Here is a 20,520-nt window from a genome sequence, read left to right on the forward strand (position 1 = left end):
AAGCTCCCTCGCCACGGGTTGTGTGGGCGGTTAGTTTTTTTTCGCCGCTTGCTCCCGCTGGGGTGCGAAGCGCCCCCGACCTTATTGGCCAGGCAGCAATGCCCTCGCCAGAAACCCTGCCGTCCGGCTGTCCGGGCATTCGGCCACGTCGGCCGGCGCACCGCACGCCACGACGCTTCCGCCTTGGGAGCCCGCGCCAGGGCCAATGTCGATGACCCAGTCGCTTTGGGCCACTACCCGCATGTCGTGCTCCACGACCACCACGGTGTGGCCTTCATCGACCAGTCGATTGAGTTGCACCAGCAGGCGATCCACGTCCTGGGGATGCAGCCCGTTGGTGGGTTCATCCAGAACGTACAGTGTTGCCCCGCGGGCCTTGCGCTGCAGTTCGGTCGCCAGCTTGATCCGCTGCGCCTCGCCGCCGGACAGTTCGGTGGCCGGCTGGCCGAGACGCAGGTAACCCAGCCCGATATCCTGCAGCACTTGTAATGCGCGCCTGGCCGGGGCTTGGTCGGCAAATACCTCGAGCGCCTGGTTCACGGTCAGTTGCAATACCTGGGAAATGTCCAGGCCCTGCCAGCGAACTTCCAAGGTCTGCGGGTTGTAGCGCGCGCCGTGGCAGGTGGGGCAGGGAGCGTACACGCTGGGCATGAACAACAATTCAACACTGACAAAGCCTTCTCCTTCGCAGGTCTCGCAGCGGCCCTTGGCAACGTTGAAGGAAAACCTTCCGGCGTCGAAACCCAAGTCCCGGGCCTGCTCCGTCGCGGCGAACAACTTGCGCACGTGATCGAACAAGCCGGTGTAGGTGGCGAGGTTGGAACGCGGCGTGCGGCCGATGGGTTTCTGGTCCACCTGCACCAGTCGCTTGACCGCGTCGAGCCCGGCGCTGATGCGACCGCCGCTGATTTGCGCAGGTTCGTCTTCCAGGCTCTGCTCGTCGGCTTCGCTATCAGAGGTGGCCTGACCCAGATGGGTGCCGACCAGATCCAGCAGGGCCTGGCTGACCAGGCTGGATTTTCCTGAGCCGGAAATGCCGGTCACAGCGGTGAAGCAACCCAAGGGGAAGGCCGCGCTCAGGTTGTCGAGGTTGTTGCGAGTGATGCCTTCCAGGCGCAGCCAATCCTTGGGTGCCCGTGGGCTGCGAGCGGTGGCGTGTTGCTCGCCGAATAGGTAGGCGCGGGTCCGTGATTCGGGCACGTGTCCCAGGCCTGCCGGTGGACCGCTGTAGAGGATTTCCCCGCCTTGTTCGCCGGCGTCCGGACCCACGTCGATGAGCCAGTCGGCGCGGCGCATCGTATCCAGGTCATGTTCGACCACAAATACCGAGTTGCCCGCTTCCTTGAGACGTTGCAAGGCGCCAAACAACGCTTCGCTGTCGGCCGGGTGCAGGCCGGCGGAGGGTTCGTCCAGCACATAAATCACTCCGAACAACTGGGAATTGAGCTGCGTCGCCAGGCGCAGGCGTTGCAGTTCGCCGGACGAGAGTGTCGGCGTGCTGCGCTCCAGGGCGAGGTAACCGAGGCCCAGGTCGATGAGGGTGACGATCCGTTCCAGCAGTTCGGCGGCGATGCGTTGCGCGGCCAGGCGTTTTTCCAGGGAAAGGTTGGGGGTGTGGCGCGCGTCGGGCCCTCCGGCGTGAGGATTGTCGCCCCGAGCAGCGCGTTGGTCCCGGGCCAGGCGGGTTTGCTGGTGCGTCAGGACCTGCCCTGGTTCTTCGGCTTGTTCGAGGTAGGCGGGCGCCAGGACACTTCGGAGCACCTCGGCCAATTCCAGCAGGGGCAGTTGCGACAGCTCGGCGATGTCCAGGCCGGCGAAGGTCACCGTCAGTGCCTCGCGCTTGAGGCGCTTGCCTTCGCACAGCGGACAGGGACTGGCCCGCATGTACTGGGCGACGCGCTTGCGCATCTGCGCGCTTTGCGAATGCATGAATGTGTGCAACAGATAACGCCGGGCGCCGCTGAACGTACCCTGGTAACTGGGCTCGAGCTTGCGCTTGAGGGCGGCGCGGGTCTGGGCCGGGGTGAGCCCGGCGTATACCGGGACGGTGGGCGTTTCTTCGGTGAACAGTATCCAGTCGCGCTGTTTTTTCGGCAGGTCGCGCCAAGGGATGTCGACGTCATAGCCCAGGGTCACGAGGATGTCCCGCAGGTTCTGGCCTTGCCAGGCCATGGGCCAAGCGGCCACGGCCCGTTCGCGAATGGTCAAGGAGGGATCCGGCACCATCGACGCTTCGGTCACTTCGTAGACGCGCCCCAGGCCATGGCATTGCTGGCAGGCACCTTGGGGCGTGTTGGGCGAGAAGTCCTCGGCGTAGAGCATCGGCTGGTCGGCCGGATAACTACCCGCACGGGAATAGAGCATACGGATCAGGCTCGACAAGGTGGTGACGCTGCCCACCGAGGAGCGTGCGCTGGGTGTGCCGCGCTGTTGTTGCAAGGCCACCGCCGGCGGCAAGCCCTCGATGCTGTCGACATCCGGCACGCCCACCTGGTCGATCAGGCGCCGCGCATAAGGCGCGACGGATTCGAAGTAGCGACGCTGGGCTTCGGCGTAGAGCGTGGAGAAAGCCAGCGATGATTTGCCCGACCCCGACACGCCGGTAAACACCACCAGGGCATCGCGAGGGATGTCCACGTCGACATTCTTGAGGTTGTGTTCGCGAGCACCACGTACCCGGACGAAGCCGGTGCCTTGCGGCGAGTCAACGGTTGAAGCAGGAGCGGAGCGTGGGGGCATCGGGCATTCCTTGTGGACGTTGGTGCAACGCATCGGGGCGTTATGGCGATGGGAAAGTGGACTGGAACACAGCGCTGATCATTATGCGACCGGGTTGAACCGTTGGGGTGCGATAAAAATTTGCTCCGGGCGCAAGAGGTGACAAAGCGCTGCAGGTTTCCCCTCGCCACAAGAAGCAGTTCAGCTGGACTGCTCACTGACCACCGGGTCCTGGACCGCCGGGTTTAGTTTTTCCAAGTTGATTTCAATCAAGGGCCGGGCAGGGGGGCGGGTCTTACCATGATCGCCAAGATCCTGTCCTTAAGCCCTGGCGTCCATGACCCCTCACTTTGTGATGTTCCCCTCCCGCTTTTGGCTTCACGGGCTGTTCGTTTTCCTGCTGTTGTTCGCGGGCCATGCCCAGGCCAAGGACTACGGTGAAATCCAGCAGCAACGCATTCACCATGTCTTGGACCAGACCGACTCGATTTCCGAGCCCGAAGGACAGTTCAAGGTTCGCAAGCTGTCCGCTGCCGGCAAGCTCCTGGGCTATGTGTTTCAAAGCCTGGACGTGGTGGACATTCCCGCGTATTCAGGCAAGCCGATCAATGTCCAGGTGATCCTTGATCCGGCCGGTGTCATCCTCGACGCCTACGTGCTGGAACACCACGAACCGATTCTGCTGATCGGCATCGCCGAAGAAAAACTTCACGCGTTCAGCGCCCGCTACAGCGGCATCAAGGTCAATCAACGGGTCGTGGTGGGGCATTCCAGCGACCCGAACGCGGTGACGGTGGATGCGATTGCCGGTGCCACCGTGACGGCGATGGTGGTCAATGAGGTCATCATGCGCGCCGCCCATGATGTGGCGGTGTCCCTGGCCCTGGTCAAGGGCGATGCGGGATTGGCGGTGGCGCCGGCCCGGGTGCGGCAAGACATTTACCAACCCGCCGACTGGAAGACCCTGACCGGTAATGGCGCCATACGCCGCCTGCACCTGACCCGCGGCCAGGTCGACGCGTCCTTCAAGGGGACGGAGGCTGAGCAGGTTGAACTCGCCAGCGCCGAGCAGGCCGACGATACGTTCATCGACCTGTACCTCACTCACCTGAACCCGCCCACCATCGGCCGCAACCTGCTGGGCGAAGCGCAGTACCGCAGTCTGATGAACACGCTCAAACCCGGCGAGCAAGCCATCGCTGTCATGGGCAGCGGGCGTTACTCCTTCAAGGGCTCGGGCTACGTGCGCGGCGGCATTTTCGACCGGGTGCTGTTGCGCCAGTTTGGCGACGTGATCAGCTTTCGCGACATGGATTTCCAGCGTCTGGATGACGTAGCCGTCGAGGACATGCCTGAATTCGACGAAATGGCGATTTTCATTGTCCGTGCCGCCCACCGCTTCGATCCCGGCTCGCCCTGGAGCCTGGAACTGCTGATACGTCGGCAGACCGGGCCGGTCAGTGGGATCTTCAGCAGTTTCGAACTGGCTTATCAACTGCCCGAGCCTTACCTGGAACGGCCATTGCCCACGCCCGAGCAACTGGCGGCGGCCGAAGAAGCCAGCCGGCCGATGTGGCTGACGCTCTGGTATCAGAAAAGCCTGGAAATCACGGTGCTCGGCGTGGCGTTGCTGGTGCTGACGGCAATCCTGTTTTTCCAGGATTCGCTGGCCCGGCGGCCGAGGTTGTTGCATTGGTTGCGTCGGGGCTACTTGGTATTCACCGTGGTGTTCCTTGGTGGCTACGGGCTGGCGCAGTTGTCGGTGGTCAACGTGCTGACCTTCGTCCACGCCTTGTTCGAAGGTTTTCGCTGGGAACTGTTCCTCACCGATCCGCTGATCTTCATCCTCTGGGTGTTCACCGCCGCCAGCATCCTTCTGTGGGGACGCGGGGTGTTCTGCGGCTGGCTGTGTCCGTTCGGCGCGTTGCAGGAACTGATCAACGAACTGGCGCGCAAGCTCAAGGTGCCTCAATACGAATTGCCGTTCGCCGTGCATGAGCGGCTGTGGGCGATCAAATACATCATTTTGCTTGCCCTGTTCGGCATCTCGCTGGAGTCGATGGCCACCGCCGAACGGCTGGCCGAAGTTGAGCCGTTCAAGACCGCCATTACCCTGCGGTTCGACCGCCAGTGGTGGTTCGTCGCCTATGCGGCGGGCCTGCTGCTGATCAACGTGTTTACGCGAAAAGTCTATTGCCGCTACGTTTGCCCGTTGGGCGCGGCCCTGGCGATGCCTACCCGCCTGCGGTTGTTCGACTGGCTCAAGCGCCGCAAGGAGTGTGGCGACCCCTGCCAGTTGTGCGCCAAGGAATGCGAGATCCAGGCGATTCATCCCGACGGCTGCATCAACGCCAACGAATGCCACTACTGCCTCGACTGCCAGATGACCTGGCACAACGAAAACAAATGCCCGCCGCTGATCAACAAGCGCAAGAAACGCGGCAAGGCGGGCAACACCGATTCGCAGTTGATCCCCGTGGTGCAGGTGAGTCCGACGCCATGAGGCTCGCCAATGGCCTGTTTCCCTTGACCCTTTCCTTCTTCATGGAGCACACAGCATGAGCGATAAAAAAACCGAACCCACTGGGGTGGCGGAAGAACCCCGGGGTGTCAGCCGGCGCAGCTTCCTCGGCACCGGTGCGGTAACGGGTGCGGTCCTGGCCGGCGCCACGGCACTGGGCGCCGGGACGTTCACTCGCGAATCCTGGGCCGCAGCAGCCAAGGAAGCCAAGTCCAAGATTCACGTCGGGCCCGGTGAGCTGGACGAGTACTACGGTTTCTGGAGCGGCGGCCACCAGGGCGAGGTGCGGGTGCTGGGCGTACCGTCGATGCGTGAGCTGATGCGCATCCCGGTGTTCAACGTCGACTCGGCTACCGGTTGGGGGCTGACCAACGAAAGCAAGCACATCCTCGGCGAAAGCGCGAAATACCAGAACGGTGATTGCCATCACCCGCACATTTCCATGACCGACGGCAAATACGACGGCAAATACCTGTTCATCAACGACAAGGCCAACTCCCGGGTCGCGCGCATTCGCCTGGACATCATGAAGTGCGACAAGATGCTCACGGTCCCCAACGTGCAAGCCATCCATGGCCTGCGCCTGCAAAAGGTGCCGTACACCCAGTATGTGTTCGCCAACGCTGAGTTCGTGATCCCGCACCCCAACGACGGCCATACCTTCGACCTGCAGGACAAAAACAGCTTCACGATGTTCAACGCCATCGATGCCGAGAAAATGGAAATGGCCTTCCAGGTCATCGTCGACGGCAACCTGGACAACTCCGATGCTGACTACACCGGCAAATACGCCGCCAGCACCTGCTACAACTCCGAGAAGGCCTACGACCTGGGCGGCATGATGCGCAACGAGCGCGACTGGGTGGTGGTGTTCAACATCCCGCGTATCGAGGCGGCGATCAAGGCCGGCAAATTCATCAACCTGGACGGTTCGAAGGTGCCGGTGGTCGACGGTCGTAAAACCGATGGAAAGGACTCCGAGTTCACCCGCTACATCCCGGTGCCGAAGAACCCCCACGGGCTCAATACTTCGTCCGACGGCAAATATTTCATCGCCAACGGCAAGCTGTCGCCCACGGTGTCGATGATCGCCATCGACCGCCTGGATGACCTGTTCAACGACCGTTTCAAGGATCCACGCGAAGTGATCGTCGCTGAGCCTGAGCTGGGCCTTGGGCCTTTGCACACGACCTTCGACGGACGTGGCAACGCCTACACCACCTTGTTCATCGACAGCCAGGTGGTGAAGTGGAACATGGACGAGGCCATCCGCGCCTACAAGGGCGAGAAGGTCAATTACATCAAGCAGAAGCTCGACGTGCAGTACCAGCCCGGCCACAACCACGCGTCCCTCACCGAAACCAGCGAGGCGGACGGCAAGTGGCTGGTGGTGTTGTGCAAATTCTCCAAGGACCGCTTCCTGCCTACCGGCCCACTGCATCCGGAGAACGATCAACTGATCGACATTTCCGGTGAGGAAATGAAGCTGGTGCACGACGGCCCGGCCTTTGCCGAGCCCCATGACTGCATTCTCGCCCGGCGCGACCAGATCAAGACGCAGAAGATCTGGAACCGCGCCGATCCGTTTTTCGCCGAGACCGTGGCCCGGGCGAAAAAGGATGGAATCAACCTGGAAACCGACAACAAGGTCATCCGCGACGGTAACAAGGTGCGCGTGTACATGACGTCGATGGCGCCGGCTTACGGCCTGACGGAGTTCACCGTCAAGCAGGGCAACGAGGTGACCGTGACGATCACCAACATCGACCAGATCGAGGACGTCACCCACGGCTTCGTCATGACCAACCATGGCGCAAGCATGGAGATCAGCCCGCAACAGACCTCATCCATCACCTTTACCGCCGACAAGGCTGGCCTGCATTGGTACTACTGCAGCTGGTTCTGCCACGCCCTGCACATGGAAATGGTCGGCCGCATGCTGGTTGAAAAAGCCTGAGTCAACTCATCAAGGAGACCCTTTCAATGACCGGGAACACGCAGCCACCTGCGGGCCACGCTTGCCGACCGGTCATTGCACTGGTGCTTTGTCTACTGTCGGGCGGCGCGATGTGCGCGCCGCAGCCGATCACGAATCTGCCCTTGCAGGCCGATGGCGAGCAACAATGGCGCCTGCCTGCGGGGCATTACCAAGGCTCGTTCAGTATCGATCAGCCGATGACCCTGAACTGTGCGCCGGATGCGGTATTCCAGGGGCAGGGCGAGGGCAACGGGTTGATCATTCGCGCGCCGAACGTCCAAGTCCAGGGCTGTACGTTCCTGGATTGGGGTCATGACCTGACCGCCATGAACGCTGCCGTGTTCATCCAGCCGGTCGCCCAAGGCGCCGTGGTTCGTGCGAACCGCATGCAAGGGCAGGGCTTCGGCATTTGGGTCGATGGTACGCGAGACGTCAGCCTGATCGACAACCGCATCCAGGGCGACCCCAACCTGCGTTCCCAGGATCGCGGTAACGGCATTCATCTGTACGCCGTGCACGGTGCCCGAGTCATCGGTAACCAGGTGCACGAAACCCGCGATGGCATCTACATCGACACCTCCAGTGGCAACCTGCTCCAGGGCAATGTCCTAGAGGACCTGCGCTACGGCGTGCATTACATGTTCGCCAACGATAATCGCCTGCTGGACAACGTCACCCGGCGTACCCGCACCGGTTATGCCTTGATGCAAAGCCGGCAACTGACAGTCATCGGCAACCGCTCCGAGCAGGATCAGAACTACGGGATCCTGATGAACTACATCACCTATTCGACCTTGCGCGACAACTTCGTGACCGACGTGCGCGACGGGTCCACCGGCGACACCATGATTACCGGCGCCGAGGGCAAGGCCCTGTTCATCTACAACTCGCTGTTCAACCGCATCGAAGGCAATCACTTCGAGCGCAGCGCCGTGGGCATCCATTTGACTGCCGGCTCGGAGGACAACCGCATCGCCGGGAATGCCTTCGTGCATAACCAGCGCCAGGTCAAATACGTCGCCACGCGATTGCAGGAGTGGTCGGCGGACGGGCGCGGCAATTATTGGAGCGATTACCTGGGCTGGGACCGTAATGGCGATGGCCTGGGCGATGTGGCCTATGAACCCAACGATAACGTCGATCGCCTGCTGTGGTTGTACCCGCAGGTACGGCTGTTGATGAACAGTCCGGGGATCGAACTGCTGCGCTGGGTGCAGCGGGCCTTCCCGGTAATGAAATCCCCTGGGGTGATGGACAGCCATCCGCTGATGGAAACGCCGGCCCGTCCCCCCCAACGCAACAGTGCCCAGGAGGACGCGTCTTGAACGTCGTCGAGATCGAAGGCGTCAGCCAGCGCTATGGTGACGTCGCCGTGTTGCGCGAGCTGAACTTGAACCTGGCCCAGGGCGAAGTGCTCGGCCTGTTCGGCCATAACGGTGCGGGCAAGACCACCACCATGAAGCTGATCCTCGGTTTGCTGCGGGCCAGTGAGGGGGAGGTGCGTGTTTTCGGGCGCAATCCCGGCGATCCGGCCGTGCGGCGAATGCTCGGTTACTTGCCAGAGAACGTGATGTTTTATCCGCAGTTGAGTGGGCTGGAAACCTTGCGCCATTTTGCTCGGCTCAAAGGCGCCGCGCCGGAACAGGTCGAGCGCCTGCTCGAAGAGGTGGGATTGGCCGAGGCCGCCCGGCGCCGCGTGCGCACCTATTCCAAGGGCATGCGTCAGCGCCTCGGGCTGGCCCAGGCGCTGCTCGGCCAACCGCGCCTGTTGCTGCTGGACGAACCGACCGTTGGCCTGGACCCCATCGCCACCCAGGACCTGTATCAACTGCTGGATCGCCTGCGTTGGCAGGGCACCAGCATCATTCTGTGTTCGCACGTCTTGCCTGGGGTGGAAGCTCACATCAACCGCGCCGCGATTCTTACCCAAGGCCGCCTGTTGGCCCTCGGCAGCCTGGCTCGGTTGCGCGAGGACGCCAGGCTGCCGACGCTGATCCGCGCCTCGGGCCTGTCTCGGGCCGACTGGCTTCGCCAACATTGGCGCAGCGAAGGGCACGTCACCCAGGGATGGGGCGCGGAAGGGGTCCAGGTGTCCGCGCCAGATGGCAGCAAGCTCGCCTTGTTGCGCCAGTTGCTGGCTCAGGACGACCCGACGGATGTCGAGATCAAGCCGCCGTCCCTGGAAGACCTGTACCGTCATTACATGGTCCGTGCGGCCGCCGAGGAGGCCAGCCAATGAACCCGATCTGGAACATGGCGCGCAAGGAGTTCAGCGACGGCCTGCGTAATCGTTGGTTGTTGGCGATCAGCCTGTTATTCGCGGTGCTTGCCATTGGCATCGCCTGGCTTGGCGCGGCGGCGTCCGGGCAATTGGGCTTTACCTCGGTACCGGCGACGGTGGCGAGCCTGTCCAGCCTGGCGACTTTCCTGATGCCGTTGATTGCGCTGCTACTGGCCTACGACGCGATTGTCGGTGAGGACGAGAGCGGCACCTTGCTCTTGTTACTCACTTATCCGTTGGGGCGCGGCCAACTACTGTTGGGCAAGTTTGTCGGCCACGGCTTGATTCTGACCCTGGCGACGTTCATCGGCTTCGGCTGCGCGATGCTCGCCATCGCGCTGTTGGTCGATGACGTCGAGCTGAGTCTGCTGCTCTGGGCGTTCGGCCGTTTCATGCTGTCCAGCACCTTGCTGGGCTGGGTGTTCCTGGGGCTGGCCTATGTGTTGAGCAGTCTTTCGGCGGAAAAATCCACCGCGGCCGGGTTGGCGCTCGGAGTGTGGTTTTTCTTCGTGCTGGTGTTCGACTTGGCCTTGCTGGCGCTGCTGGTGCTGAGCGAGGGCCGATTCAGTCCGGATTTGCTGCCCTGGTTGCTGCTGTTCAATCCCACGGATGTGTATCGGTTGATCAATCTGTCCGGGTTCGACTCGGCGTCCACCGGTGCGGCGGTGCTGACCCTGGGCAGCGACTTGCCGGTGTCGGGGCCTTGGCTCTGGTTGTGCCTGTGGGGGTGGCTGGCGGTTCCGTTGTGGCTGGCGCACCGGTTGTTCAATCGCCGGGCGCTGTGAATGTCTGATCTGAGGAGCATGCAATGATTAACAAGGTGTCTTTGACGGCGGGCCGTTTCCTGGCCGGGATAATGGTGTGCCTGGCGCTGGCGGCGTGCGGCAAGGCTGGGCCACCGCCGGCCACCGAGGCGGCGCTGGCGTTTCATCCCAGCGATGAATGCCATGTCTGCGGCATGGTCATCAACGACTTTCCCGGGCCCAAGGGCGCGGCGGTCGGGGCGAGCGGGGTGAAGAAGTTCTGCTCGCCGGCAGAGATGCTGGGCTGGTGGCTGCAGCCGGAAAACCATCGCGCCGACGTCAAGCTGTACGTCCATGACATGGGCCGCAGCCATTGGAACACACCGGACGACGCCCACCTGATTGATGCTCGCACGGCCTATTTCGTCGTCGGCTCGGGGCTCAAGGGTGCCATGGGCGTCGTACTGGCCTCGTTCTCCGACGCCCAGGCAGCACAAAAACTTGCCAGTGACACCGGCGGCCGCGTGCTGCGCCTGGAAGACATCGACCAGAAACTGCTCGGGCAGGCGACAGCCATGGCGCCGATGAGCCACTGATACACAGCCCTGGCGCCTATGTGGCGAGGGAGCTTGCTCCCGCTGGGGTGCGAAGCGCCCCCAAAACGCCGCACGCAGACAACCTGACCCACCGCAGTAATTGAGCTAAGGGCTGCTGCGCACCCCAGCGGGAGCAAGCTCCCTCGCCACGGGGGCTGTGGGGGCCGGGGGTTTTGGGTAGGTCATGCGGCGCCGCCACAAGAAACAGCTCACCCTGATGGCCGCTGTGGTGGATCAGATTTGCTTGCCACAGCATCAACCTTCTCATCCCATGGAAGCGTCCACCCACTACCCAAGTAGCATTCGTGGCTCAGGCGCGGGTTCGTACACTCAGGGTTCCTATCACGCACCCGCCGGAGGCGACGATGCAGCAGGCCCAGAGCGAAGGTGTGGTGAGCGCCATGTCCCAGGCTACGGATGTCCAGCAGGTGGCCCAGGCACTGGCGCGGCAGTTGTTGCACCCACACTTGGGGTTCGTGCTGTTTTTCTGTTCCGCCGAATACGATTTGCCGGCCCTTGGCGCGGCGTTGTCCCAGAGTTTCGGCGGGATTCGCCTGGTGGGTTGTACCAGTGCCGGGGAAATCACCACCCAGGGTTATGGCCGCAATTGCGTGACGGCGGTGGGGTTCGATCACCGGCATTTTTCCATCGCCGCCGAGCTGATCGGCGAAATGGAGCACTTCAGCCTGATCGACGCCCAGCAAATGGTCGAGCGCCTGGCCAGCGGCTGTCGCAGCAATGCCTTGGCCCCGATCAAAGGCCACAGTTTCGCCCTGACTTTGCTCGACGGTCTGTCCAGCCGCGAGGAAATGGTGCTGGCGGCCCTGAGTGCCGCGCTGGGGGATATTCCGCATTTCGGCGGCTCGGCCGGCGACGACAACTACCTGACCCACACCCACGTCTATTTCGAAGGCCAGTTCCACAGCGGTGCGGCCGTGGTGGTGCTGATCAATACCTGGCTGGAGTTCGAAGTCTTCACCACCCATCACATCCTGCCGCGTCAGGAAAAACTCGTGGTGACTGGCGCCGACAGCACCTCGCGACGAGTTTTTGAGCTCAACGCCGAGCCCGCCGCCGAGGAATATGCCCGGCACATCGGCGTGCCGGTGAGTGCGCTCGATTATCGGGTGTTCGCCGCCCACCCCCTGGCCGTGCGCATCAATGACCAATATTACGTGCGGGCGATCCAGCAGGTGCACCCGGACCTGAGCCTGAGTTTCTATTGCGCAGTGGAAAACGGCATCGTCCTCACGGCGATGACCCCGGGCCCGTTGCTGCACAACCTGCAAGAGCTGTTCGAAGGTTTGCAGGCACGCCTCGGCGACTTGCTGTTGACCATCGGCTGCGACTGTTTCCTGCGGCGCCTGGAATTGGAAGACCGCGGTGGCCTGGAGCAGATCGGGCAATTTTTACGCGAGCAACGGGTGATGGGCTTCAACACCTATGGAGAACAGTTCAATGGCATGCACATCAACCAGACCTTCACCGGAGTTGCCATTGCCCGCCATCGCGTCCCTGGCCACCGCTGAGCTACAGGCGCAGATCGCCAGCCTGCAGCATGAAAACCACAAGCTGCGGCGCATCAACGAGGCGCTGATCGAACGGGTGGAGTCCGGTGTGACCCGGGGCAACGACCCGTATGCGGCGTTCCAGCATTCGGTGGTGCTGGCCGAGCAGGTGCGCGAGCGCACCGATGCCCTGAACCAGGCCATGGCCGAGCTCAAGGCCGGTAATCATTTGCTGGGCGAGGCGCGGCTGCGAGCGGAGACCGCCCACCGACACCTGATCGATGCCATCGAGAGCATCTCGGATGCGTTCGTGCTGTTCGATGAGCAGCAACGCATCGTTCTCTTCAACAGCCGCTTCAAGGCCTTTTGGGTCAACAGTCGGGTGCGGATCATCGCCGGGATGCGACTTTCCGAGGTCAAGCGCCTGATGACGGCCAACGGGCTGTTCAGTGAGGAGCCTCGGGGCCAAGCCGACGAGCATGTGCTGTATCGCTTGCAGAACGGTCGCTGGCTGCAAGTCAGCGAACGGCCGACCCAGGAAGGCGGACGGGTGATCCTGTTCACCGACATCACCGACGTCAAGCTCAGTGAAACTGTGCGCCGCGAACAGGCCATCGCGCAAAAATCCCACCTGTTGCAGCGGGCGGTGGACAACTTGTCCCAAGGCGTGGCGATGGTCAACGCCCAGGGCGTGCTCGAATTGTGGAACCGACGCTTTCTCGAACTCAGCGGCCTGGCACCGGTGGCGGCCCATCGACCTTTCAACGAAGTGATCGCCGACAGTGAGCTGCAGTTGCTGACGCCTGCCAGTCGCGACAGCAGCGGCCGGATGATCCATGAGTGCGAGCAGCGCCTGTCCGATGGCCGGGTCCTGGAAATCCGCACCCATCCGCTGCCCACCGGCGGCTACGTCAATACCTTCACCGACATCACCGAGCGCTACCAGCACGCCGAGGCGCTCAGTGAAAGCGAGCGCTGGATCCGTCTGATCACGGACCATGTGCCGGCGCTGATTGCCTACCTCAACGCCGACCTGGTCTACGAATTCACCAACAAAGTCTACGAACAATGGTATTGCTGGCCCCGTGGCGTGATGCTCGGCCAGAGCCTGCGCGAGGCCCACAGCGAGCAGCATTACCAACGCCTGGAGGCCTACGTGGCGAGGGCGTTGGCGGGTGAAAGCGTGACGTTCGAGTTCGCCGAAACCAATATCAACGGCCAGGAGCGCTACATGCTGCGCTCCTACGTGCCCAACCGCTTGGCCAACGGCGAGGTGGTGGGGATTTTCGTGCTGATCCGCGACATCACCGAGCGCCGACGCACCGCCGAAGCGTTGCACCAGGCCTACCAGAATCTTGAACAACGGGTCCAGGAACGCACGGCTGAACTGACCTTGCTCAATGACCAGTTGCTCAAGGAGATCGACGAGCGCAGCCGCGTTGAATTACGGCTGCGCGAGGCCAAGCGCGAGGCCGAGCAGGCCAATCTGTCGAAAACCAAGTTCCTGGCCGCCGTCAGCCATGACTTGCTGCAACCCCTCAACGCCGCGCGCCTGTTTACCAGCGCATTGCTGGAGCGCCGCGAGCCGGTGGCCAACGCGCATCTGGTGCGCAACGTCAGCAACTCACTGCAGGACGTCGAGAACCTGCTGGGCACCTTGGTGGACATCTCCAAGCTCGACGCCGGGGTGATCAAGGCCGATGTCGCGCCATTCGCGCTCAGTGAGCTGCTCGACAACCTGGCGGCCGAGTACGTCCAGGTGGCCCGCAGCGAAGGGCTGGCGCTGCACTATGTTGGCTGTTCGGTGCTGGTACGCAGCGACATGCAATTGCTGGCGCGGATCCTGCGCAATCTGCTCAGCAACGCCATCCGGTACACCCCGGGTGGCCGCGTGGTGCTGGGCTGTCGTCGCCACGGCCGGCGGGTCTCGATCCAGGTTTGGGACAGCGGCATCGGCATTGCCGAAGATCGCTTGGAGGAGATATTCCAGGAGTTCAAGCGCGGCGATGTGCAGCGTCCGGACCAGGACCGCGGGTTGGGCCTGGGGCTGGCGATTGTCGAGAAGATCGCCGGGATTCTCGGGCACCGGATCCAGGTGCGCTCCTGGCCGGGCAAGGGCTCGATGTTTGCCATCGAAGTGCCCTTGAGCGCCACGGCACCCAAGCCCTTGCCATGCCTGGACATGAGCGAGCCGATGCTGGAGCGACTGCGCGGGGCGCGGGTCTGGGTGCTGGATAACGACGCGGCGATCTGCGCCGGCATGCGCACGTTGCTGGAGGGCTGGGGTTGCCAGGTGGTGACGGCATTGTCGGAACAGGACCTGGCGCGCCAGGTGGACAACTACCATGCCGAGGCCGACTTGCTGATCGCCGACTATCACCTGGACCACGATCAGAACGGCGTGGACGCGGTGGCGCGGATCAACGCCTGTCGCGCCTCAGCGATCCCGGCCATGATGATCACGGCCAACTACAGCAACGAACTCAAGCAGCAGATCCGCGAGCGCGGCCACACCTTGATGCACAAGCCGGTGCGGCCGATGAAGTTGAAGATCGCGATGAGTCATCTGTTGGGTCTGCCCCGCAACCCTTGAGCCGAACCCGATTCTGTGGCGAGGGAGCTTGCTCCCGCTGGGGCGCGAAGCGGCCCTGAAACCTGAGAACTCGGTCTGCCTGTCAGATCCATGGGGCTGCTGCGCAGCCCAGCGGGAGCAAGCTCCCTCGCCACAGGGGACCAGGGGGTATCTGTTCAGCGCCGCAGGTAAGCCCCGAAATCAATGTCCCCGGCACTGAGGATCGCCTGCACCCGGTTGTGTACGTTGAGCTTGCGCAGGATCGCCGAGACATGGGCCTTGACCGTGGTTTCGGCGATGTCCAGGGTGTAGGCGATCTGCTTGTTCGACTCGCCCTTGGTCATGCGTTCAAGCACCAGCAGTTGCTTGCGGGTCAGGGCCTGGAGCAGTTCCGGGGGGAACGCCGGGGTTTCGTTCAGGCGCCGGCCCATCGGGCTTTTCTGGGTACGGATGATGTCTGGCGGCAGGTACACGTTGCCATTGAGGATTTGCTCGATGGCGTCGGTCATCTGTGAGCGTGGCGAGGATTTAGTGATGAACCCCACCGCACCATAAGTGATGGCTTGCAGCACCACCTGCTTGTCCTGCTCGGCGGAAACGATCACCACGGGAATCGTCGGCGCCTCGTTGCGCAGATTGATCAGGCCATTGAGCCCATGCATGCCCGGCATGTTCAGGTCCAGCAGGATCAGGTCCAGGTCGTCGTGTTCGCGGGTCAGTGCCAAGGCGCTGTCCAGGTCGGCGGTTTCCATCACCTCGCTGCCAGGAAATCCGTCGCTGATGACGTTGTGGATGGCTTCGCGAAACAGTGGGTGATCGTCGGCTATCAGGATTTTATACATGGCCATTCACCTCGTTATTGTCTTATGGGCAGAGCAGTTGCACGCAGTATTCAACATCACGGAAAGGGCTCGGGCCGGGCTGCTTGCACGGGCAGGTTGGCCGCTTCCCAGGCATCGAGGCCATCGCGATACCAGTACAGTTGCTTATAGCCCATGGCAGCGGCGCGTTTTACCGCGTTCCAGCTCAACCAGCAATCGGAGCGGCAATAAAAGACCAGCGGTTGGTCCGTCCGCCCGGCGGTGGCCTTGCGCAAGTGCTGGCTGAAGTAATCTTGCCAGGCCGGGTCCAGGTCGCCGTCGCCGGTGTTGGCCAGCCACAGGCTGCCTGGAAGATTGGCATGGGGTTCGTTGTCGATAAAGCGTCCCTGGACCCACGGCCGGCGGTAGACGTCGATCAGGAGGGGCGGCGAGGGTTGTTCGAGCAGTTGCTGCAAGGCGGGCGTATCGAGGGTCTGCGCACCGTCAACGGCGGCGGGTGTCGGGCTGCGGTATTGGGCAATGCGATAGCCCTGCGGGGAAAACAGCAGCGTATCGGCCTGGGCGGCATTCAGCGCCAGGCCCAGCAAGACCATCGCCAGCAAACGGGGCATAGGATTTATCCTTTTTGTTATGCGCCCATTACATGCCAGGGTGAAGGTCTTGTGAATGCGACCATAGACAGGAAAACCGGTACTAAAGTAGTAATTTGGATATATGCAGGTCGACACAGCCCTGTGGGAGCGGGCTTGCTCGCGAAAGCGGTGATTCAGCTTGAATCAATGTTGAATGTGCCGCCGTCTTCGCGAGCAAGCCCGCTCCCACAGGGCCTGGCGCTAACTGGTTCAACCCGCCTTGCGCAACGCCGCTTGCTGCGGATTGAAGGTCCACACCGCCAGCAACGCAAACAGCAACGTCAGTCCCACGCACACCGCCATCGCCAACGGGTTGAACTGTTCGTACAGGGCAAAACGTACCAACTCCACCCCATGGGTGAACGGATTGACCGCGCACAGCCAGTACAGCCAAGGACTGGCCTCGAGCATTTTCCACAACGGATACAGCGCCGAAGACAGGAAGAACATCGGAAAAATCACGAAATTCATCACCCCGGCGAAGTTCTCCAGTTGCCGGATGGCGTTGGACAGCAACAGGCCCAGGGCACTGAGCAGCAGCGCCACCAACAGCAGGGCCGGCAAGGCCATTAGCAGGCCCATGGTCGGCGGCTGGATGCCATACAGCCAAGCGATGGCGAGAAACGCATAGACCTGCAACAGCGAGATCAGCGAAGTCGCCAGCAACTTGCTCGCCAGCAGGAAAGCCCGGGGCAGGGGACTGGTGAGCAATACGCGCATGCTGCCCATTTCCCGGTCATAGACCATCGACAGCGAACCCTGCATGCCGTTGAACAACAGGATCATGCAGGCCAGCCCCGGCACGATGTACACCTCGTAGGGGACGTAGGTGTCATAGGGCGCAATGATCGCAATACCGAGGGCCGCGCGAAACCCGGCGGCGAACACCAGCAACCACAGCAGCGGCCGCACCAGGGCACTGAGCAGTCGCGTGCGTTGCAGCACGAAGCGCAGCCACTCGCGCGTGACGATCCCGCTGAAACAATGCCAGTACGCGCTCATGGCTGGACTCCGGAGGCAGTCAAACGGTTAAAGGCCGAACCCAGGGTGCCGCCATGTTCCAGGCTCACCGCGTCGGCCTGCCCGCTGGCGACCAGGCGGCCCTGGTGCACGATCAATAGATCGTCGCTGGGTTGCACCTCGTCCAACAGGTGAGTGGTCCAGAGCACGCTGATGCCGTGTTCGCTGCACAGTTGCCGAATATGCAGGCCGAGGGCCAGGCGGCTGGCCGGATCAAGGCCGACGCTGGGTTCGTCCAGCAGCAGCAAGCGCGGTTCATGCAACAGGGCCCGGGCGATTTCCACCCGGCGCCGATGCCCTCCGTTGAGGTCGCGCACCCGCTCATGGCGGCGCTCGGTCAGGTGCTGGCGGGCCAGTTCGGCATCGAGACGGGCGCTGCCATGACGCCGCGAAAAACCATGCAACGCCAAGTGGTAGCGCAGGTTTTGCTCAATGCTCAAGTCCAGGTCCAGGGTGCTCTGTTGGAACACCACGCCCAACTGGCGCAGGGCCGGCCGGGGCGATTTTTGCAGTGAATGCCCCCCGACGCGGATATCGCCGCGTTGCAGATCGTACAGGCGCGTGAGCAGGGCGATCAGCGTCGACTTGCCGGCTCCGTTGGGCCCCAGCAGCGCTGCGAAACGCCCGGCGGGCAGGTTGAAAGTCATGCGTTTGAGGGCTTCGCGTGCGCCGTAGGCAAAGCTCAGGTCAATCACCTCAAGGGCGTTCATGGTGTCACCACCACGCCCCACGGATAGCGCCCGACCTTCACCGACTTGAGCACCTTGCGGCTCTGTACATCAATCACCGAGACATCGCCGCTGACGCCATTGGTTGCTAGCAATTGCTTCTGGTCCGGGGTGAACGCTAACTGCCAGACCCGTCGGCCCACCAGCAGGTAATCCAGCACTTCGAAGGTCTTGGCATCGATGACTGCCACGTGATTGGCCGGGCCCAGGGCAACGAAGGCGAACTTGCCGTCGGCGCTGAGCTTGATGCCCACCGGTTGCACCTTGTCCGGGTGCACACCCTTGATCTGGAACGTCAGGGTCTTGAGGATTTTGCGCGTCGCCACGTCGAGAATCGTCAAGGTCCCGCCGATTTCCGCCGAGGCCCAGAGCTGTGAGCCGTCGCGGCTGAACTCGACGAAACGAGGCCGCTGGTCGACCAGGGTGCTGTCGGCCAGGGTCTGGGTGCTGGTGTCGATCCAGTGCAGCATGTTGGTGGTCTCACTGGTGTTGACCGCCCACCTGCCATCGGGGCTGACCGCCATGCCTTCGGGCTCGACGCCCACGCCGATCTGCCCCAGCACTTCGGAGGTCTGGGTGTCGATCACCGTCACCAGGGCGTCGTCCTCGTTGGAGACGTAGAGCCAGCGGTCGTTGGGGTGCAGGGCGAATTGCTCCGGGTCTTTGCCGGAGGGCAGTTCCTTGATGATCTTGCGTGTGGCCACGTCCATCACCTGGACCCGGTCCGAATCACTGGCGCAGATGTACAGCAGGCGATTGTCGTGGGAGAGCAGCAGGCCTCGGGGACGCTGGCCCACCGGCAGGGTCTCGATGACTTCCAGGCTCTGCATGTCGATCAGGCTCAGGCTGTTGTCTTTCTCGTTGGAGACCCAGGCGATGCTGGCGGCGGCGGGACCGGCGGCAAGCAACGCAGCGCCCAGGGCGAAGGCTTGGCAGAGCAGGGCCGGGTAAAACGGCGGGCGGCGCATGGCGGTTTCCTTATTGTTGTTATCGATCAGGGATAGCGGCAGTTCACTTCGGGCTGGTCGTAGCCCAAGCTGTCCATTTCATTGGTGGGGTGCAGAAAACCTTCCTGGGGCGAAGTGCTGACCAGCGCGCGCGGCTGGACCAGCTCGATCGGCTGGCGCAGTTGGCCGTTCCATGGCCGATAGCTGAGCTTGCGGCCTTTGAAACCGTCCAGGGGCAATTGCTCGCTGAGGGCCAGTTGGCGGATCGCGAACGGGTCGTCCTGCCGCAACTTGCTCACGGCGGCGGCGATGCTGCGCACAGCGATCCAGGCGGCAAAATCCCGGTCGTTCATCCAGCGTCCGGCCAGGGCTTCGAAGCGTTTTTGCAGTTGCGCCGCGCCGTAGGTTTCCACGGTCTTGTGCCAGCCGGTGGGTGTCAGCCCTTGGGTGCCGGCCACCGGGCGGGGAAACCAGGTCTGGTAGGGCACGTATTCGCCGAAGTCGCCGCGTTCGTCGGCCACCAGCACCACGTCGTACTCGGCTGTCTGGGTGAAGAGTGGCATGTCGGCCTGGGCGCTGCGGCGCTGGTCGTTGTCGAACTGCCAGGGTTTTTCCGCGACGATTTTCATGCCGAAGCGTTTCATGGCCCGGCGCAGTGCGGCGGCGTAGGCCTGGTCCTCGGGCGTTTGGCCGACGATGAGCAAGGCTCGCTGCCATTTGCGCACCACGCTGAACTGCACCAGCGCATCGGCGAGCATCGCGCGGTCGGGCAGGCTGTGCAGCACGTTGCCCAGGCAGTCGGTGGTGCGCAGGCTGTCGTCGGGGCTGCCGGCGTTGAACAGGAGGCTATCGGGAAAAGCGGCACTGAGTTGGCGCAGGGTGTCGGCAGGGGCGTTGACCACGAACAGCCGCAGGCCTTGGTCGTGTTGCGTCCGGGCGGCCTGGAGCAGTGCCTCGGGACTGTCGACGCTGGCGCTTTCCAGACGGTAGTCATGCTTGAGGAAACGCCCGGTGCTGTTGCTGTCGATGATGGCCAGCTCGGCGCCGCGCAAACCGGCATCGGTGGGTTCGGCAATCACGTTGGACAGCAGCGGCCCTGGGTCGGGGCGATACCCCAGGTAGCCGATGCGCACCTGCAACGGGGCAGCATCGCCCCCATGAGCGGAGGCCGCTGCCAGCAGAAAAACCAGGGCGTAACCGACGAGCCGGCGCATGACATCCTCCATTGCAGGTAGCGCCAGCATAGGAACCCCGTGGCCGTGGGGAAATATGCAGAAAGTACCGCCGGGGCAGTACCAAGGTAGTAACTCAACGGGGATGGCAGGGTTTTACGATGCAAGGCAATCGTCATCATCTGGAGCGACAGACCATGCGGATTCTCAAGACCCTGCTGCTGCCGTTTCTGTTGATTCTGAGTTTGATCGGGGTTGATCGGCTGCCCGGTAAACACGGATT

At 62.7% G+C, this 20,520-nt stretch carries 15 protein-coding genes; 8 read left to right on the top strand and 7 right to left on the bottom strand.

Annotated elements, in window-relative coordinates; genetic code table 11:
• Positions 1-81 precede the first annotated feature (81 nt).
• Entirely contained in the window at positions 82-2,739 is a 2,658-nt protein-coding gene (locus tag AD663_RS11865; protein WP_053213775.1) for an excinuclease ABC subunit UvrA, read from the bottom strand.
• A gap of 316 nt (positions 2,740-3,055) precedes the next feature.
• On the opposite strand from AD663_RS11865, the gene nosR reads away from it, so the two are divergent.
• From nosR to nahK, 8 genes are all read left to right on the top strand, one after another.
• Positions 3,056-5,221: a transcriptional regulator NosR gene (gene nosR / locus AD663_RS11870; protein ID WP_053213776.1), complete on the top strand. Its 2,166-nt coding sequence runs from the start codon at positions 3,056-3,058 to the stop codon at positions 5,219-5,221.
• Positions 5,222-5,276: 55 nt separating this feature from the next.
• A complete protein-coding gene (nosZ, locus tag AD663_RS11875; protein WP_053213777.1) occupies positions 5,277-7,196 on the top strand; it encodes a TAT-dependent nitrous-oxide reductase in 1,920 nt (639 codons plus the stop codon).
• 26 nt (positions 7,197-7,222) lie between these two features.
• The gene (locus AD663_RS11880; RefSeq protein WP_053213778.1) at positions 7,223-8,542 is read left to right on the top strand and encodes a nitrous oxide reductase family maturation protein NosD; all 1,320 of its coding nucleotides are present in this window, start codon (positions 7,223-7,225) and stop codon (positions 8,540-8,542) included.
• A complete protein-coding gene (locus tag AD663_RS11885) occupies positions 8,539-9,456 on the top strand; it encodes an ABC transporter ATP-binding protein (RefSeq protein WP_053213779.1) in 918 nt (305 codons plus the stop codon). The genes AD663_RS11880 and AD663_RS11885 overlap by 4 nt, the downstream gene beginning before the upstream one ends.
• A complete protein-coding gene (locus tag AD663_RS11890) occupies positions 9,453-10,283 on the top strand; it encodes an ABC transporter permease (protein WP_003181101.1) in 831 nt (276 codons plus the stop codon). Before AD663_RS11885 ends, AD663_RS11890 begins: the two co-directional genes overlap by 4 nt.
• A 23-nt stretch (positions 10,284-10,306) precedes the next feature.
• On the top strand, positions 10,307-10,837 hold the full coding sequence (locus AD663_RS11895) for a nitrous oxide reductase accessory protein NosL (protein WP_053213780.1): 531 nt from the start codon (positions 10,307-10,309) through the stop codon (positions 10,835-10,837).
• A gap of 365 nt (positions 10,838-11,202) precedes the next feature.
• Positions 11,203-12,366, top strand: a complete 1,164-nt coding sequence (gene nosP, locus AD663_RS11900) for a nitric oxide-sensing protein NosP (RefSeq protein WP_003181104.1) — start codon at positions 11,203-11,205, stop codon at positions 12,364-12,366.
• Positions 12,296-14,938, top strand: a complete 2,643-nt coding sequence (gene nahK / locus AD663_RS11905) for a hybrid sensor histidine kinase/response regulator NahK/ErcS' (protein ID WP_003181105.1) — start codon at positions 12,296-12,298, stop codon at positions 14,936-14,938. The genes nosP and nahK overlap by 71 nt, the downstream gene beginning before the upstream one ends.
• A gap of 155 nt (positions 14,939-15,093) precedes the next feature.
• Here nahK and AD663_RS11910 read toward each other — a convergent pair whose 3' ends face one another.
• From AD663_RS11910 to AD663_RS11935, 6 genes are all read right to left on the bottom strand, one after another.
• The gene (locus tag AD663_RS11910; RefSeq protein ID WP_033046458.1) at positions 15,094-15,759 is read right to left on the bottom strand and encodes a response regulator transcription factor; all 666 of its coding nucleotides are present in this window, start codon (positions 15,757-15,759) and stop codon (positions 15,094-15,096) included.
• A 56-nt stretch (positions 15,760-15,815) separates the two neighbouring features.
• Positions 15,816-16,349 (bottom strand): PQQ-dependent catabolism-associated CXXCW motif protein, encoded by a 534-nt coding sequence (locus AD663_RS11915; protein ID WP_003181110.1) that lies wholly within the window; start codon positions 16,347-16,349, stop codon positions 15,816-15,818.
• A gap of 231 nt (positions 16,350-16,580) precedes the next feature.
• On the bottom strand, positions 16,581-17,372 hold the full coding sequence (locus tag AD663_RS11920) for an ABC transporter permease (RefSeq protein ID WP_003181112.1): 792 nt from the start codon (positions 17,370-17,372) through the stop codon (positions 16,581-16,583).
• Positions 17,369-18,100 (bottom strand): ABC transporter ATP-binding protein, encoded by a 732-nt coding sequence (locus AD663_RS11925; protein WP_003181113.1) that lies wholly within the window; start codon positions 18,098-18,100, stop codon positions 17,369-17,371. Before AD663_RS11925 ends, AD663_RS11920 begins: the two co-directional genes overlap by 4 nt.
• The gene (locus AD663_RS11930; protein WP_053213781.1) at positions 18,097-19,086 is read right to left on the bottom strand and encodes a YVTN family beta-propeller repeat protein; all 990 of its coding nucleotides are present in this window, start codon (positions 19,084-19,086) and stop codon (positions 18,097-18,099) included. The genes AD663_RS11925 and AD663_RS11930 overlap by 4 nt, the downstream gene beginning before the upstream one ends.
• A gap of 26 nt (positions 19,087-19,112) precedes the next feature.
• Positions 19,113-20,279, bottom strand: a complete 1,167-nt coding sequence (locus AD663_RS11935) for an ABC transporter substrate-binding protein (RefSeq protein ID WP_053213782.1) — start codon at positions 20,277-20,279, stop codon at positions 19,113-19,115.
• Between the last annotated feature and the right edge of the window lie 241 nt (positions 20,280-20,520).

Source organism: Pseudomonas sp. Q12-87, assembly GCF_001269755.1.
Classification (GTDB): domain Bacteria; phylum Pseudomonadota; class Gammaproteobacteria; order Pseudomonadales; family Pseudomonadaceae; genus Aquipseudomonas; species Aquipseudomonas fluorescens_S.